The organism is Candidatus Tisiphia endosymbiont of Ditula angustiorana, assembly GCF_964026425.1.
Lineage (GTDB): Bacteria > Pseudomonadota > Alphaproteobacteria > Rickettsiales > Rickettsiaceae > Tisiphia.
This window is the reverse complement of sequence record NZ_OZ032143.1, coordinates 1,606,107-1,623,963: the sequence shown is the minus strand read 5'-3', so window position 1 is coordinate 1,623,963 and position 17,857 is coordinate 1,606,107. Positions and strand designations below refer to the sequence as shown.

Sequence of the window (17,857 nt, the reverse complement as noted above, 5' to 3'; positions counted from 1 at the left end):
ATAATTTACAATATATTAATACTTTTTTTCATTGTCGGAGGACTAAATATAAATGAATAAAAAAATTCAAATACTATATTTTTTTATAATACTGCTATTTTGTAGTTCTGTTAATGCTCGTGAGAATAATGATGATAACCCAGCTCAACTTAAGCAATTAAACAGAATTCAAGCAGGTATTATACAGGACAAAAGGAGGAAGGAACTTGAGCTTCAGGAAGAATTGAAGAAAAAAGAGCAAGAACTGGAGGAGTCTTACAACATTAATGGTAGTAATGCCTCAAATAATTCAAATTCTTCATCGAATACTGGGCAAGGAACTAATAGTAGTAATAATATTGCTCCAGAACAGTATATTGGTAGTAATAATCGTAATACTCAAGATAATGCAAGTTCTAAAATTAATTCTAAAGTATATGTAAATGATGACAAGAATCTTGATATTATAAAAGTTCCAAATATTACTGATTCTGTGCAGAAAACTAATCAATCACAAAGTGATATTATAACTGGAAATTCGAACCAACAAGAATTATTAGGTGATAATGAGCAATCGGATAGTCAAATTAACCAATTGGATTCAGATGGTGAACCGCTGGAAATACGTGAAAATACTTTGAAATTTGAACTATTACAGAGTGATATTGAAGAAGCTGAAGCAAAATTATTAGAGTTGCAGAGCAGAGAAAATGATTTGAATAATGCTTATATGGAGAAAAAATTAGCATTTGAAGAACTAGAGCAACTACAATCACAATTGCCTAAACAACAGGAGATAAAAGATAATTCATTAAATCAGCTGCAAAATCAAGAGGCTCAAAAAAATGTGGCTGGTTTACAGGGGGGGGTAGAGGCTCAAAAGAAATTGCTTGATGATTTACAACCAAAAGAGCAAGAAGTTGCAGATTTGACTGCAGCTTTGGCTCAAGAAAAACAGGCAAAAAATGATGCATTAGCAGAGCAGGCTAAGTTGGCTGAAGAGGTTAAATCTAACGCACTAGTTCAGAAACAGTTAAAGATTCAGTTAGAAGAGACAGAAAAAAATACACAAAATCAGCTGACAAAACTTAGTGCAACAAAAAATTTAGAATATAATAAGTTGAATACAGATTTACAAGCTAAGTTGGCTGAAGATAAAAAAGAGTATGAGCGAGTTCAGAAAGAATTAGTAGAAGAGCAGAACAAATTTAAGGAAGAAAATGAACGGTTACAAGCAAGTAAGACAGAGTTGGAAAAGAACGTAGCGGCTTTGAATGCAGAAAAAGAGAAAACGATTAAAGAGCTAGAAGCAAAAATGGCAGATTTGACTAAAGCAAACAATGAAGCATTAAAAGTGGCACAAGATAACCATGTATTAGCTCAAAAACAATTTGCGGACGATAAGAAGCAGTTGGAGGAAAGAATTGTAGTGTTGGATCAAGAAAGAGAGAAGAAAGCTAAGGAGCTGGTAGAAAAAGAGCAAGTAGTTACAGCTTTGACTAAAGAGACACAGGCAAAAGATGTGGAATTAAAAAGGGTACAAGATAAGTTGAATGAAACGATAGCAGCTCACGCATTAGACAAACAAAACTTAGAGAAAGAGAATGAGTTAGCGGTGGAGAAGTTTGCAAAGGCAGAAAATGATATAGCAACTTTGATGAAACAAAAAGATGAATTGGATGTAATGGTTAAAGCTCGTGATGATGCAATAGCAGCTTCGACTCAACAAGCAAAGGATGTACAGGATAAGTTTGCTGCATCGGAGCAAGCTTACAAAGATGCGATAGCTGAAATAGCAAAGAATCAACAGGCATTAGAATTGTTTAAGAACGAATTAGCAGCAGAAAAGAGCAAATTTGAAGAAGCAAGTAAAAAGTTAGTTCAGGATAAGGATAAGTTGGAAAAGAACTTAGCAGTTGCTGAAAAAAATGCAGAAGCTTTGACTAAAACAAACGAGAAGGTGGTTAAAGATTTAGAAATTCAGCAAGAACAACTTGCAGCTTTGACTGCAGCTCAGGAAAAGCAAGCTGCTCTAGTTAAAGTAAAAGAGCAAGAAGTTGTGGAGTCAAGGAAGATAAAGGATAAATTAGATGAAGAGGTTAAAGCTCATGAAGCAAGAGAGCAAGAAATTAAAGTAGCAAAAGAGAAGGCAGCACAAGAGTTAACAGCTTTGACGGAAGCTCAGAAAGAATTTGAAGCAAATAAAAAGCAGTTGGATGAAAGAATTGTAGCTTTGACTGAGGCTCAGCAAGTAAAAGAGCAAGAATATAAAACACAAATTGAGGATTTGACTAAAGCAAACGAGCAGGCAATTAAAGATCATGAAAAACAAATAGCAGATTTGAATGCAGATTTGCTTAAAGAAAAACAGGCAAACTATGTAGAATTAAAAGCGTTACAGGCTCAGTTAGACGGAGAGGTTAAAACTCAGAAAGCAAAAGAGCAGGAATTTGCAGCACAAATGGCGGCTTTAACTAAAGAGAAACAGGAGCAAAATGCGGAATTACAAAAGGTACAAGATAAGTTAGCTACAGCGGTTGAAGATCATAAAAAACAAATTGCTGGTTTGAATGCAGAAAAAGATGCTGTAGCTAAAGAGTTGGAAGCCCAACAGCAGAAAGTTACAGATTTGAATCAAACTCTAGCAGAAAAAGAGCAAAAAATAACAGATTTGAATGCAAAACAAGATGAGACGGTTAAAGCTCTAACAGATATGACTAAAGAAAAACAGGTAAAGGATGAAGAATTCAGAAAGGTAGAAGGTGAGTATGAAGAAGCTCAGCAAAAATTAGCGAAAGATAAGAACAAATTTGAGGAAGAAAGTAGGAATCTACAAGAAAAGATGATAGCCTTAGAGGAAGATAAGAAGCAGTTGGAGGAGAGCTTAGCAGAGGTTAGAAATAATGCACGAGAGTTGCAGGAAGCTCAAAACCAATCAGTGGCAGAGTTAAAGTCACTACATGCTAAGTTGGATGGAGAGGTTAAAGCTCATGAAACACAAATTGAGGATTTGAATGCAACTTTGGCTAAAGAAAAACAGGCAAATGAGCAAGAAATAGCAAATTTGGTTAAAGAAAAAGAGCAATTGGTTAAAGCCCATGAAGAAAAGATTGAAGCTGTGACTAAAGCTCAGGAAGAAAAAGAAGAAAAAATTATAACTTTGATGAAACAAAAAGATGAAGTGGCTAAAGCTAAGGAGAAGTTGGAGAATAGTTTAAAAGTTGCTAATAATGAAAAAGATGCTATTCAGGCTAAATTTGATAAAGCAGAAGAATCAGAAAGGTTAGCACAGGCTGAGATAACAAATAAGCAACAGGCATTAGAGTCAGTTCAGAAAGCATTAGAAATAGAGAAGACCAAATTTAAGGAAGAAAGTGATAATCTACAAAAAGAGATGACAGCCTTAGAGGATGGTAATAAGCAGTTGGAAAAGAACTTAGTAGATGCTAGTAACGAAAAAGATGCTGTACAGGCTAAGTTAGAGGAAGTGCTTAGAAATCACGCATTAGATAAACAAAGATTAGAGCAAGAGAATAAGGTAGCGGTGGAGAAGTTAGCAGAAGTTAATGAAAAATCACAACAACAGATAGAGGCTTTGACTAAAGAAAGAGATGTATTGGATGGAGTGACTATGAAGCACGCAGCTACGATAGCAGAGAGGGACAAGGAATTAGCGGATGCTAATGAAAAATTACAACAACAAGTACTTGCTTTGACTCAACAAAATGATGATGCACAAGCTAAGTTAGTTGAGTTTGCTCAAATGCTTGAAGCTAACAAATTGGAAAAACAAAGGGCTCAAGATGCGATAGAAGAATTGGCACAATATAAGAATCAGTTGGAAGAAAAGTTAGCAGCTGCTAAAGATGATACACTAAACAATGAGAGAAAGGTTCTTGATCATGAGCATGCTAAGAATCTGGTAGTTTTAGAAAAAGAAGGAGGGGAAATAAACAAGCAAATAAAAGATCTTGAGGATGAATATGCTAAGAAAGAGGAAATTTTAGAACAAGAAGAGGAATTAATCAACAAGGAGATAAAAGCTCTTGATAATGAATATACTAAATATGTGGAAGCATTAGAAAAAAAAGAAGAGAAAAGAAATAATAAGATAGAAGACCTTAATAATGAGTGTAAGCTGGCAACTGGACAAGCAAAGGAGGCATTGCAGGAGCAAATAAATAAGCAGAAAGAACAGAATGCGAGTAAGCGTAAAAGGGATATGGACAGATTGATAGAAAAAGAGAAGGCTATTGCTACAGCTAAGAGAGTGTTAAAAACAAAAAAGGATAACATAGAGAAGGCGATAGAAAATGCTGAAAAGGACTTTGCTACAGCTAAGAGAACGTTCAAAACAAAAAAGGATGATACAGAGAAGGCGATAGAAAATGCTGAAAAGGACTTTGTTACAGCTAAGAGAACGTTAAAAACAAAAAAGGATGATACAGAGAAGGCGATAGAAAATGCTGAAAAGGACTTTGCTACAGCTAAGAGAATGTTAAAAACAAAAAAGGATTATACAGAGAAAACGATAGAAAATGCTGAACAGGACTTTGCTACAGTTAAGAGAACGTTAAAAACAAAAAAGGATGATACAGAGAAGGCGATAGAAAATGCTGAAAAGGACTTTGCTACAGCTAAGAGAACGTTAAAAACAAAAAAGGATGATACAGAGAAGGCGATAGAAAATGCTGAAAAGTACTTTGCTACAGCTAAGAGAACGTTAAAAACAAAAAAGGATGATATAGAGAAGGCGATAGAAAATGCTGAAAAGGACTTTGTTACAGCTAAGAGAACGTTCAAAACAAAAAAGGATGATACAGAGAAAACGATAGAAAATGCTGAAAAGGAACTTGGTGAACTTTATAAACAATTCAAATTAGAGCAAGACCGTCTAAATCAACAAGGGAATGATAGTGGTATTGCTACAGCTAAGAGAGTATTCAAAACAAAAAAGGATGACATAGAGAAGGTGATAGAAAATGCTGAAGAGGACTTTGCTACAGCTCAGAGAACGTTAAAAACAAAAAAGGATGATACAGAGAAGGCGATAGAAAATGCTGAGAAGAACTTGGCTACAGCTCAGAGAACGTTAAAAACAAAAAAGGATGACATAGAGAAGGCGATAGAAAATGCTGAAAAGGACTTTGCTACAGCTCAGAGAACGTTCAAAACAAAAAAGGATGATACAGAGAAGGCGATAGAAAATGCTGAAAAGGACTTTGTTACAGCTAAAAGAACGTTAAAAACAAAAAAAGATGATACAGAGAAGGCGATAGAAAATGCTGAAAAGTACTTTGCTACAGCTAAGAGAACGTTAAAAACAAAAAAGGATGATACAGAGAAGGTGATAGAAAATGCTGAAAAGGACTTTGCTACAGCTAAGAGAACGTTAAAAACAAAAAAGGATGATACAGAGAAGGCGATAGAAAATGCTGAAAAGTACTTTGCTACAGCTAAGAGAACGTTAAAAACAAAAAAGGATGATATAGAGAAGGCGATAGAAAATGCTGAAAAGGACTTTGCTACAGCTGTTAAACAATTCAAAACAGTAGAAGAGAAAATAAGTAATGGTGTTAATGATGTACGTACAACAAATATGAGAGTTCAAAAAAACTTAGTGAATCAATCCTTGTCAGTAAAAACAGCAAATCAAGGCTTAACTAATGTACGAAATGAAATGAGAAAGGTACAGGGGAGCAGTACACCATTGAATAGTAATAATAACAGTATAAGTGTAACTTCTAGAAGCAATCGTTCAATTACTAGATCTAGTGTAAGTAGTATAGGTAGTGTAGGTGATTTAACACAATCTCCTAATCCATTAAATGAGAAAGTTGCTGCAACTAACCGACTAAAACAACAGAGCAACAAAACTTCAGTTGTAATCCAAAAAGAACCCCCAACTGAGGTAGCTAGTCCAGTAAAAATAGTAGAAACAGGGGCTAAGAACGTATTAAGAGAACAGAATATTCCACAACTTGTACCCTCAAAGCTGCCTAAGGTAATCGATCCAGCGATGGTAAAAGTAACTCCAGCTGTAAATGACAATACCAAGCTGCCAAATACCATGCGAAAATCAGCAACTACAACTAGAACCCCAGATGCAACTAGAATAAACAATGTCAAACCGCAACCCAACATCCCGCACTCCCTATCGAGGCAAATAGGACCGTCGAGTTATATGAGGAATTAATATGAAACTCGATAATCAAGTTTTTATTGAGTTATTCACCTTACGTATAGCATTTAAAAATTGCAGAAAAGTACAAGACGTCATTGCGAGACCACGTAGTGGTCGTGGCAATCCACATTCATTAGATTGCTTCGTCGCCACAAAGTGGCTCCTCGCAATGACGCTAGGCTGTTTTTCCTATGATTTTTAAATTGCCATAGGAGTTATGTGTAAGGTGAGTGAGTTATATAATTCAGGACAGTTTAAAAGTCATGAAAAGAAGCCGAGAAGATGTCATTCTCAGCAACGGCGGGAATCTAAAGAAATAGCATAGACAGTGTTGTTAGATATTTTAGATACCAGCTTTCGCTGGGATGACATAAACTGCCATGAATTGTAGCCTTCAGAAAAAAACTTGATTATCGAGTGAAAAAACTTTTATGATAAAAAAATTATTGGAACATAGTAGCTTCTTTATTGTCATAAATATTGTGGTTGTGCTATTTGGTATATACTCATATTTGCAGCTGAAAATTCAACTTTTACCAAACATTCCTGTTTCAAATATTTATATTTCTATCATCAATCCGAATGTAAAGCCGGACCTGATAGAGAAATATACTACCAAACCTTTTGAGGAAGTTTTTTCACATATTGATGGTCTTAAGTCGATTATTGCTATTAGTCAGTTAGGAGAGAGTAAAATAACTCTAACTATTGCCAAAAAAGTTCCTATAGAACAAGCAATTAATCAAGTTAGAGATTTGATATTAAAAAATAAGGCTCTCCTGCCAGAGGGGGCGAAAGAGCCTATAATATCTACTGAAAGCTTTTCTGTTTTACCAATGATGTATATTGCGGTGAGTTCTAAGAACAATGTATCAACTACTGCTGATGATATTGAGTTAATCAAAAAAAAGCTTAAATATGTCGATGGTGTAGCCAATACATCTAGTTTTGGTGTGAGTGAAAAAGTGATTAATATCGATATTGATCCTGAAAAGATTGCAAAATATTATATCCCGTTAGATAGTATTCTTGCTTCGTTAACACTACAAAACAGTTATTTCTCTGGTGGTAAGTTATCAAATCAATATAAAACAGAGTATATTTCTTTTGATACAGCAATTAATAAGTTGAGTGATTTTGGCGAAATCAATTTAGAAAGTAATAATGTTGCTATAAAATTAAAAAATATTGCCAGCATTACAATATCAGATAAAGAAGCACTTAGCCTTGCTTATTTTGGCATGGATAAAATTGTTTTATTAGGTATTTTTGCTAAGTCGGATGCAAATCCAATCGATGTATCAAAGAGTGTAAAACATTTCCTAGAACATTATGAAAGAGCTAATCCCCAATTTATCTTTCAGGTTATTATCGATGATAGCCAAGATATTTTACAAGCATTTCAAGAAGTAAGAAAAACTTTGCTTGAATCGGTCTTGTTGGTGTCAGTAATTGTTTTACTGCTAATGGGCTCATTGCGATATTCAATTATTGCAATTTGTGCAATTCCAGTCTCGATTGCAGCTTGTTTTGTTATGCTGTACTTATGTGGTTTTACACTCAATGCCATAACGATGTTGGCTATGGTACTGGCTATAGGGTTAGTGGTTGACGACTCTATTGTAGTGATTGAGAATGCTGAACATTATTATCGGAAGAATAAAGATGCTTTAACTAGTATATTGCAAGCAATTTATAGTCTTTTTTTATCTGTTTTAATATTGATGTTTACGCTAGTAGTAATATATGTCCCTATTTTGTTTATTAAAGGAGAAGTAGGAAAAATTTTGCAGGAATTTGCTTTGTCAGTAATTGCTTGTTTAGTGATGTCCTTTATCGTTGCATTTACCTTAACACCCATATTATTTTTAAAACTAGCAAATAATACGCATGAAAGCCGATTTGCTCAAATTGTTAATAAGATGCTGGATATGATTACCTATAAATATACGGGGTCTTTATTTTTTATTATACGTCATGCCAAAATATTTTTATCCTTGGTGGCTATCGTTGTAGTGGCTGGTACATATGTTGCAGTTAACAATATGAAAATAGAAATTGAGCCATTTGAAAAAAAAGATATGCTTATACTTACTAACACCTTTATGGTTAATACCAATTTAAGTTACATCCATCACTATATGGAGAAAATTACTAAAATAATCAAGGATAATGATAATATAAAATATACTCTGAACATTGAAGAATCGCCACGTTCAACGATTTGGTTGATATTAAAAGATAAAACTAAAGCGGTACAAACATTGCATGAAATTGAAGCTAAACTAGCAAAAATAGCAGTGGGTGGAGATATTTCAGTGAAATTTGCTCAAGGGAAAAATGCTGGTTCAGCAAAGGGTAACGTTGAGTTAAGTTTTTATGTCAATAACCAATCATCCATGGAGAATGCTTGGCAAGCTGTTCATTTTATACAGACTAACTCAAAAGATTTATTTACTAATGTTATAGCTATTGAGGCTTCGCCTGTACAAGATTATAAAATTTGGTGTAATCAAGATAAGTTATTTAAATATGGTTTAAGTCAGAAAGATATATCAAGTACCTTAGATATTCTGTTTAATGCTAGGAAAATAGGGAACTTTAAGCACTATGATAATACCTATGATGTCATCGCTAAATCAGATCCTAAATTTGGCAAGACACTAAGTAATATACAAAATATGTTCATTACAACACAGAAGAATGGAGAAAACCTTATTCAGCTTAAGGATATATGTGATATTAATAGGGTGAATACCGTTAATCAAATTATGCGTTATAATGAGCAATATTCTATTGAAGTAATTGCCACTGCTAAACATGGTATTAAATTGCAGGATGCAGTTCATTTTATTAATCAGTTAAACAGCAAGTTACCAAATGATAGTGATATTAGCTATAGTGAGCAAACGCAAATACTTATTGATTCAACATCATCATTTACAGTACTAATTTTACTATCTGTACTTGGACTCTACTTATTAATGTTTGCACGCTTTAACGACTCAATTCTATCATTTTTTATTTTAGTTGGGGGAATTCCAGCTGCTTTAAGTGTAGCATTATTGAGCTTATATTTTTCTCAAGGGGGATTGAATATATATACGCAAATATCACTTATCACATTAGCAGGATTAATGACTAAGCATAGTGTGTTGTTGTGTAGTGCAATGCATCAGAAGGGACAAAGAACTCTAAAAACAATAGTAACAGCGGCAACATCAAGAATCAGGGCAATTTTAATTACTTCTTTAGCTATGAGTATTGGTTTGTTGTCACTTTTCTTTGATAATGGCAACTATGCTAATAGTCGTTTTCAAATGGCTATAGTTTTGGTAACAGGGATTGTTGTTGGATCGATATTAACACTTTATGTAACACCTTTGCTTTATGTTGGTTTTCATCAACTGTCGAAAGTTAGAAGAGGCAGGGGGCAGTAGTAAAAGCTATTAATTAAATATATAAAAGATAGCTTTAATTATACAGGATAATGATAGCACAAATATTAATCCCACTAAGTATAATATTACAAACCAAAGCCATTGTTTGGATTTTTGAGAAAATTGTTGAGAAATAAAAATTTTTCTCAACTTACTAATACATAGGGTGATGAGTCGATTTTCCACGGAATATATAATAACAATAAGTTGTATAACCCAATATTATTGGTAAAAGTGTTGCCGCTCCTACCAACATTAGAGATTGTGATTCTGCTGCCGCTGCCGCTTGCCACAGAGATATTTGATGTGGTACTATAAAAGGCCAAATACTTAAGATAAGCCCCAAATAGCCTAGAACAAAAAGTAAAACTGAGTAACAGAAAGGCTGAAATTCTTTATTCTTATAAAGAGCTGAAAGTAACCTAAATAATGTAAAAATAGTTAAAATGGGGATTAATGAGAGATATATAAAATTAGGCATACTAAACCAAAATATACGAATTCGCTCATTTAAAAACGGTACCCATAAACTTACTAAACCCATAAATAATATAACATACATTAATACGTATGATGCGGATTTACGAGCCCATATTTGGGTATTTTCGTCAGTCTTCATTATCAGCCAAGTAGCACCAAGAAGAGCGTAACCAAATACTAGAGCAATGCCTGTCATGATAGAAAAAGGTGTTAGCCAATCAAAAGCATTGCCAACAAATACCCTGCCATCAATTTTAATTCCTTGTATAAAAGCTCCTAGCATAATCCCCTGAAATAATGCAGCGATGATAGAGCCAAAATGGAAAGAGTAATCCCATATAAAGCAATATTTTAGAGAGGCTTTAAATCTAAATTCAAAAGCTACTCCGCGGAAGATTAATCCCAAAAGCATTACGGTAATTGGTATATAGAAGGCTGACATCAAAACTGAATAAGCTAGTGGGAATGCGGCAAATAACCCACCACCACCTAAAACTAACCAAGTTTCATTACCGTCCCAAAATGGTACTACAGAGTTCATCATTTTATTGCGGCAATCTTGAGTAGGAGCAAATGGGAATAATATACCAATTCCTAGATCAAAACCATCTAATAATACATAAAGAAAGATTGCTGTGACAATTATTCCACCCCAAACCAAAGGTAAATCTATATAGGGAGCAAAATTAAGCATGGTTGATATATCCTTACCTGTTAGATTTCCTAGTACTACAGTTGTAGTACTAACGTTAAAACGATGTCATCCGAGCTACGGCAGGGATCTAATAATGTTTAATAGTCTTTTAGGCTATTTTTTTTAGATTCCCGCCTACGCGGGAATGACATACTAGTGATTCACGTGGGCAGTGCCTTCCCGCATAGCCGCGGATGACAGCTTTTCACCTAGTACTATAGTTGTAGTACTAGGTTTGTAGTACTAGGTCCTTTTTTTATTAAAGTTATAATATAATAAATGCCTCCGCCAAATATAAAAGCATATACTATAACAAAAGCAATTAGTGAGGCAAAGATATATTGACCTAATACTGGTGAAGATATTTCAGATGTTCTGAGTATATTATATACTACATAAGGTTGCCTACCAACTTCTGTAACAAACCAACCTGCTAATATTGCTATAAAACCAGATGGAGTCATCAACATGCACCAATATTGAAACCATTTTGTATCAAATAATCTTTTACGTAAGTATAAAACTAATGCAATAACCCCAGTAATTACCATTAATATACCGATTCCTACCATTACTCGGAAGGCAAGAAATATTATTAATACAGGAGGTCGATTTTCTTTTGACCATTCTTTTAAACCTTTTACTTCTCCATCTAAGCTGTGTGTCAGTAATAAGCTAGCAACTTTTGGTATTTCTATAGTATATTTTGTCGTCTCTTCTTCTGCTGAAGGCCAGCCAAAGAGTCTAAGGCCTGCTCCTTTCTCCGTATCCCATATACCTTCTATAGCAGCAACTTTTGCCGGCTGATGTTTTAGAGTATTTAACCCATGTTGATCACCAATAAGAAGTTGTATGGGGGCAACAGCTACTGCCATCAACATTGCCATGCCAAACATGATTCTAGCATGGTTAACAAATTTTTCATGTAAAAGATAGCATGCAGCAACACCACCAATTGCAAAAGCTGTAGTTAAATATGCTGCTACAATCATATGACAAAAACGATATGGAAATGAAGGATTAAAAATAATTTCTAACCAACTTACCGGGTATAAAATATTATCTGCTCGTACTTCATAACCAGTAGGAGTTTGCATCCAGCTATTAGCTGCAAGAATCCAAAAAGCAGAGATAATTGTACCAACTGCCACGATTAAAGTGGCAGCGAAATGCATATTTTTACTGACTCTATTCCAGCCAAATAGCATAATTCCAAGGAAAGATGATTCCAAAAAGAATGCAGTAAGCACTTCAAAACCTAATAGTGGTCCAAGTACATTACCTACCTTATCAGAGAAACCTGACCAATTAGTACCAAATTGATAAGACATAACAACGCCTGATACCACTCCCATACCAAAAGTAATAGCAAAAATCTTAATCCAAAATTTATATATTTCTTGATAAATATTATTGCCAGTTTTAATCCATAACCCTTCTATGACAGCAAGCCAGCTAGCAAGACCAATGGTAAAGGATGGAAAAATTATATGAAAACTTATGGTAAAGGCAAATTGTATACGAGATAGTAGATTAGGATCGAATTCCATATTGTTACTTTTTTGCTATAGTCAATTGATGAGAAGTAGGTAGCGTCGTCTTCGATCGATCGCCTATTACATATAGGCGTCGCTCTATCGCTCCTGCTACCCAACCCTCCTGAATTGACTACAACCGATAAGAGGCTTCTTTGATAAAAAATACTATAGTCAATTTTATTTTCAAATGCTACCATACACTATGCGTACTAGATTGTCACGTTAAGTTAACCTGAATTTGATGTAATAAATTAATAGTAGGCTCAAGTAATCATCGCCATTAGGGGTGATGTCACCGCCATTATGTTATCTCTACCCCTTCGGATATCTTAAAAATTTTTTAAATATTGCTTGCATGTAATGGAATTTTACTGTACTATGACCACGAGTTTCCGTTTGAAACGGATATTCGTGATATAAAAACTAACTGGAGGAATAAATATGAAGTTTGGAATGATGTTTAATACAGTACGCTATGGTGGTTTAACTACTTTATTTGATAAAAATCCTTTATTTACAGCTGTAAAAACAGGTAACGTAAAGTTAGTAGATCATTTAGTTACAAAAGGTAATGTAAATAATCAAGATAAAGACGGTAATACTGCACTACATTATGCAATAGAACATAAGGACAATCTTAAGAGTACTAAGATCGTTGAAATGTTATTAGGCATGAACGCAGATCCAAATATAGCTGATAATGACACTAATACACCATTAGACATTGCTTCTATAAATGGTAATTATTCAAATATTCGCCTATTAGAAAAATATGGTGCTAAAGTTACAAAACCAAATTTGTTTAAGGCTCAGCTGGGTAAGAATATACAGAAAGATATAAATGATTTTCGGGAATTATTGAAGAACAAATCAATGGCTTTATCATCTGATGCTCATTTAAAAAAGATAAGTGATATTGTAGACTCCTTATATGAAGCAATAAGTCATGACACTACGGATTATTCATTTAATAATAAATATACTACTATATACCAAAATGTACTTGAGCGTGGTATTGATGCAGCTGTTCCATTGTCAGGGGCAGATGAGGGGCTATCTTTTGATTCTTAATGAAGCAAGTGGGTAGCAACTGGAAAATGGATGAAACATATATTAACCTCAAGTATCGATGTAAGACATCAGTTTAACTCGATAATCAAGTTTTTATTGAGTTATATAATTCAGGACAGTTTAAAAGTCATGAAAAGAAGGCGAGAAGATGTCATTCCCGCGTAGGCGGGAATCTACCGTCTTGCTAGTCAAGAAAAAAAGTAGATTATTATTCATAAATTTTATTATTTTTTACCATAGAATTTAAACAAATAATTATTTTACGCATAACGGTTACTAAAGCGACCTTTGCTTTTTTACCAGCATTAGTCATACGTTCATATAATGCCTTCATTTTGTCATTATGACGCATCGCTACTAAAGCAGCCATATACAAGCTTTTTCGAACAAAAAACCTGCCCCCTCTAATATGAGCCCCATTAGTTTTTTGACCGCTTTGGCTTGTTTTTGGGGCGAGTCCAACTAAGCTTGCAATTTCCTTATTGCTCAGCACACCAAGCTCTGGCAGTTCTATTAGCAAAACACTAGCTGTTTTTTCACCTATACCTTTATAGCTTATGAGTAAATCATTTTTTGCCTTTAAACTCTTATCTTCCTTTATAGCAGCCTTTATATCTTTTCTAATTTCCTCAAGCTGTTTTTTGCCACACTTTATCATTTTTTCGAGATATTTCTTAGCCTTCTCGGATGCAACTTTTGTTCTGCATTGATTAGCATGTATATCTTCTTCTATATTACGTTCTATGCTCCTTAGAGATTGTAATTCTTCTTGTATAACAGAAATTATTTGGTCTCCTTTCTCATCATTAGCAATAAAAGCTGCATATTTCTCAAGTAATAACGCATCCAATTTATCAGTTTTAGCAAAATGGTTACAGACCTTAGCAAAAGCGTGAACTCTATTAGGATGAGCTCTATGCACAGCAAGCCCGGCTTGTTGCAACATCCTCATAACCAAACGTTCATAACCGCCAGTAGATTCCAAAACAGTAAGCACAATATTTCGAGAAGCTATTTCTGATTTTATAAAATCAGAAATAGCTTTATCTGTATTTTTAATCTTACAATGAATATTGTTCATAGATATATCAAGCGTATTTTTTGAAACATCTATTCCCATAAATATCTTGCTTTTTTCAGTCATTTGCTTTACCTATAATTAGTGGTTGTTTTGCAAAGTTTTGATACATGATTGTAAATTCGATCTCTAAAGGATCATCCTACCGTTCGTATTATACTTTGCGATTCAAGGAAGGAGTGCACCAAGATTCCCTCGGTCTTTAAAGACCAATCTAAATTAAACGGCGTCACTCCTTCCGACCATATTAACTCCATATTGAGCTAATATTCAAGATACAATCTATTAGATATATAGTGAAACACATTGAATTAGGTGAGTTTATATGATATAAATAAGAGAAAAAAATGTCAACAAGCCCATATAGTCAAGATTTAAGAGAAAAAGTAATAAATTATATAGAAAAAGGTAATAGTCAAATATCTGCTGCTAAGATATTTGATATACACAAGAATACAATTAATCGTTGGAAGGTAAGGAAGAAAAAAGAAGGAACAATATTAGCAAAAGCGAGATTAGGATTTAAAAGTAAAGTTGACAAGCAACAACTAGAAGAATTTGTCAAAAATAATTCAAATATTACGCTAAAAGATATTGGTAAGAAATTTGGGATTACAGGCACTCAAGTTGGAAGAATATTAAAGAAGTTAGGCTATAGTCATAAAAAAAACCTTCAGCTATTTGGAAGCAAGTGCAGAGAAACGATCTGAATATTTAGAAAAGGTCAGTAAATATGACAAAGAGCAAATGGTGTATCTTGATGAGAGTAATATAGATAGGACCATTTGCCAAGATAGCACCAAACAAAATGCTATGCATTATGTAAAAACATAAACAAACTTTGGTGGTGAGCTATCAACCTCATTGTATAGTATTTACGACTATACTGTGTTAAAGTTGCAGTTAGCCGAGTTAATGGTAAAAGCACTATAACCGACAGCACCAATGGTGCAGCGAAAGCAGCCCGTAAGATAGCATGGTTTTGGAGCTATTGGTAAGATCATTGATGGCATTATGTATTTATGGCACATAAGAGACCTCGTTTAGGAGATTAAATTTTTCACTAAATACTCCAACTTTATATTAGCTCGGTCTAATTAATGGAGGAAGTTTATATGACAAATAAAAATGATAAACAAAAATTATCTGTAATCAATCCTAATGCAGCAGGAGTAGATTTTACTGCAATTCCAGGGCTAAGTGAACTAAGTGTACAAACGATAGTATCGGAAGTGGGGTTAGATATGGACAAATGGAGTACAGAGAAACATTTTACATCTTGGCTTGGTTTAAGTCCTGCTAATAAAATTACCGGTGGTAAAGTATTTGATACTAGAACAAAAAAGGTAGAAAATAAAGCAAGTATGGCTTTTAGGATGGCCGCTTTTAATCTAGGTAGAGGTAAATCAGCACTAGCAGGGTTTTATAGACGGATCAAAGGTAGGGCTGGTACACCAAAAGCTATTACAGCAACAGCAAGGAAGTTGGCATGTATGTTTTATCGATTATTAAAATATGGTCAAGACTATGTAGAACGGGGAATCGAGGCATATAAAGAACAATATCAGAAAACAATGATGAGAAACCTGCAGAAACAGGCAACACGACTAGGGTTGAGCGTAGTTAAAATAGAACCTTCTTTAGAACCAGTTTGTTAGGAGCCTACACTTGATACGCTTCGCGGTCAAGTTTATAATGGAATAAACTGACGCAATACCTTAAAATTAGAACCGGATCTGTACAAGAGTTATGGTCGATAAGCTCAATGGTGTTTTCTGTACCCGATTAGGAGCGTGACTTTGGAGGATGGTGTTTTGTACATTGATGGATCAGACATTGATACCTCGTTTGGAAGAGTATAATTTTTTAAATCCCTCTGACTTGTAGCAGGTTCATGTTAAGATTAATGTGCAACTATACTATAAGGAGGATTTATTATGAACAATGATAATAATACCAATACATTACAAATTATCAATCCTGATGCTGCTGGAATTGATATAGGATCAAAATCACATTATGTTTGTGTTCCACAAGATCGGGACAAAGAATATGTAAGAAGATTCGGGAGTTTTACTGATGACTTGCATAAGATTGCTGATTGGCTAAAGAAATGCGGTGTTAAAACTATAGCTATGGAGTCAACTGGCGTGTATTGGATACCAGTATTTCAAATACTTGAACAAAGAGGTTTTGAAGTATATCTAGTCAATGCTAAATATGTTAAAAATGTCCCTGGACGCAAAAGTGATGTACAAGACGCCCAATGGTTACAAAAATTACATAGTTGTGGTTTATTACAGTCATCATTCAGACCTGAAGATAGTGTTTGTGTACTAAGAAGTTATATACGTCAAAGAGAGCGTCTGATCAAAAACTCTACAACGCATGTATTTCGTATGCAGAAAGCTTTAACAGAGATGAATATGCAACTACGTAATGTAATTACCGACATCACAGGTACAACAGGTATGGCAATTATCAGAGCGATTATAGGTGGTGAGCGTGATCCAGTAAAATTGGCAAAATTTAGAGATTACCGAATCAAAAGTAGTGAAGAAACTATAATTAAGTCACTACAAGGTGATTATCGCAAGGAACATCTCTTTGTGTTGAAGCAGGAGTTTGAATTATACATGGGTTATCTAAAAAAAATTTGAAGAGATTGATATTGAAATAGAAGGACATTATAAAGATTTTGAACCCAAAGGGAATGAAGTAATAAAAGATGACTCAAAAAGAGCCGGTAGCAACAGACCTAAATTTAATCTTAAGCAGGAACTCTATAACATGACTGGTCTTGACTTTAGTACAATACCAGGACTTAATGTACTAACTATCCAAACAATTATATCTGAAGTCGGTACAGATATGTCGCAATGGAAGTCAGAAAACCACTTTGCTTCATGGTTGGGTTTAAGCCCTGCTAATAAAATAACTGGTGAAAAAGTCTTTAGTACTAGAACTCGAAAAGTAATCAACAGAGCTTCCACTGCTTTCAGAATTGCAGCTGCCGCAGCAGGTAAAACCAAAACCGCTATTGGATCATTTATGCGTAGAATAAAAATCAGTAAAGGAACTCCAAAAGCTATCACAGCAACTGCCAGGAAAATAGCTTGCTTATTTTATAGGTTGTTGAAATTTGGACAAGTATATGTTGAGCAAGGTATAAGCAATTATGAACAAAAATACAAGAGCAAATTAGTACAGGTTCTTGAAAAACGTGCAAAAGAATTAGGATTTACTTTAACAGCAGAAAATACTGAAAATCAATATGTTATGTAGCAGTTTGTTGGAAGAGGTTGGGGTAAGATAGGAGAATTGTTGGTTGGACAAAAATGTAAATTGTAACGAACTATTGACCCATTTAGAGCAAGAATTGTAAAGAGAATT

Annotated in this window: 9 protein-coding genes and 1 pseudogene; 7 read left to right on the top strand and 3 right to left on the bottom strand. The window is 34.2% G+C overall.

The genetic code is table 11. The features are described 5' to 3' along the window. Window positions 1–52: 52 nt before the first annotated feature. On the top strand, window positions 53–6,175 hold the full coding sequence (locus AAGD29_RS07780) for a hypothetical protein (protein WP_341757711.1): 6,123 nt from the start codon (window positions 53–55) through the stop codon (window positions 6,173–6,175). Window positions 6,176–6,594: 419 nt separating this feature from the next. Continuing rightward, window positions 6,595–9,603 (top strand): efflux RND transporter permease subunit, encoded by a 3,009-nt coding sequence (locus tag AAGD29_RS07775; RefSeq protein WP_341757710.1) that lies wholly within the window; start codon window positions 6,595–6,597, stop codon window positions 9,601–9,603. A gap of 154 nt (window positions 9,604–9,757) precedes the next feature. Here AAGD29_RS07775 and cydB read toward each other — a convergent pair whose 3' ends face one another. Continuing rightward, window positions 9,758–10,777: a cytochrome d ubiquinol oxidase subunit II gene (gene cydB, locus AAGD29_RS07770; protein ID WP_341757709.1), complete on the bottom strand. Its 1,020-nt coding sequence runs from the start codon at window positions 10,775–10,777 to the stop codon at window positions 9,758–9,760. Between the two features lie 215 nt (window positions 10,778–10,992). After that, window positions 10,993–12,327, bottom strand: coding sequence for a cytochrome ubiquinol oxidase subunit I (locus AAGD29_RS07765; protein ID WP_341757708.1), 1,335 nt, complete (start codon window positions 12,325–12,327; stop codon window positions 10,993–10,995). A 429-nt stretch (window positions 12,328–12,756) separates the two neighbouring features. On the opposite strand from AAGD29_RS07765, the gene AAGD29_RS07760 reads away from it, so the two are divergent. Then, the gene (locus AAGD29_RS07760) at window positions 12,757–13,386 is read left to right on the top strand and encodes an ankyrin repeat domain-containing protein (protein WP_341757707.1); all 630 of its coding nucleotides are present in this window, start codon (window positions 12,757–12,759) and stop codon (window positions 13,384–13,386) included. A gap of 208 nt (window positions 13,387–13,594) precedes the next feature. On the opposite strand, the gene AAGD29_RS07755 is transcribed toward AAGD29_RS07760, so the two are convergent. Continuing rightward, the gene (locus tag AAGD29_RS07755; RefSeq protein ID WP_341757706.1) at window positions 13,595–14,530 is read right to left on the bottom strand and encodes an IS110 family transposase; all 936 of its coding nucleotides are present in this window, start codon (window positions 14,528–14,530) and stop codon (window positions 13,595–13,597) included. A 281-nt stretch (window positions 14,531–14,811) separates the two neighbouring features. Here AAGD29_RS07755 and AAGD29_RS07750 point away from each other — a divergent pair, with 281 nt between their 5' ends. From AAGD29_RS07750 to AAGD29_RS07735, 4 genes and pseudogenes are all read left to right on the top strand, one after another. Next, entirely contained in the window at window positions 14,812–15,174 is a 363-nt protein-coding gene (locus AAGD29_RS07750) for an IS630 transposase-related protein (protein ID WP_341757705.1), read from the top strand. Then, complete coding sequence (locus AAGD29_RS07745; RefSeq protein ID WP_341757704.1) at window positions 15,146–15,298, top strand: hypothetical protein; 153 nt, start codon at window positions 15,146–15,148, stop codon at window positions 15,296–15,298. Before AAGD29_RS07750 ends, AAGD29_RS07745 begins: the two co-directional genes overlap by 29 nt. Window positions 15,299–15,579: 281 nt before the next feature. Next, a complete protein-coding gene (locus AAGD29_RS07740) occupies window positions 15,580–16,122 on the top strand; it encodes a transposase (protein WP_410521145.1) in 543 nt (180 codons plus the stop codon). Window positions 16,123–16,401: 279 nt separating this feature from the next. Beyond that, window positions 16,402–17,749 (top strand): annotated as a pseudogene (locus AAGD29_RS07735) (IS110 family transposase). Window positions 17,750–17,857: the final 108 nt, after the last annotated feature.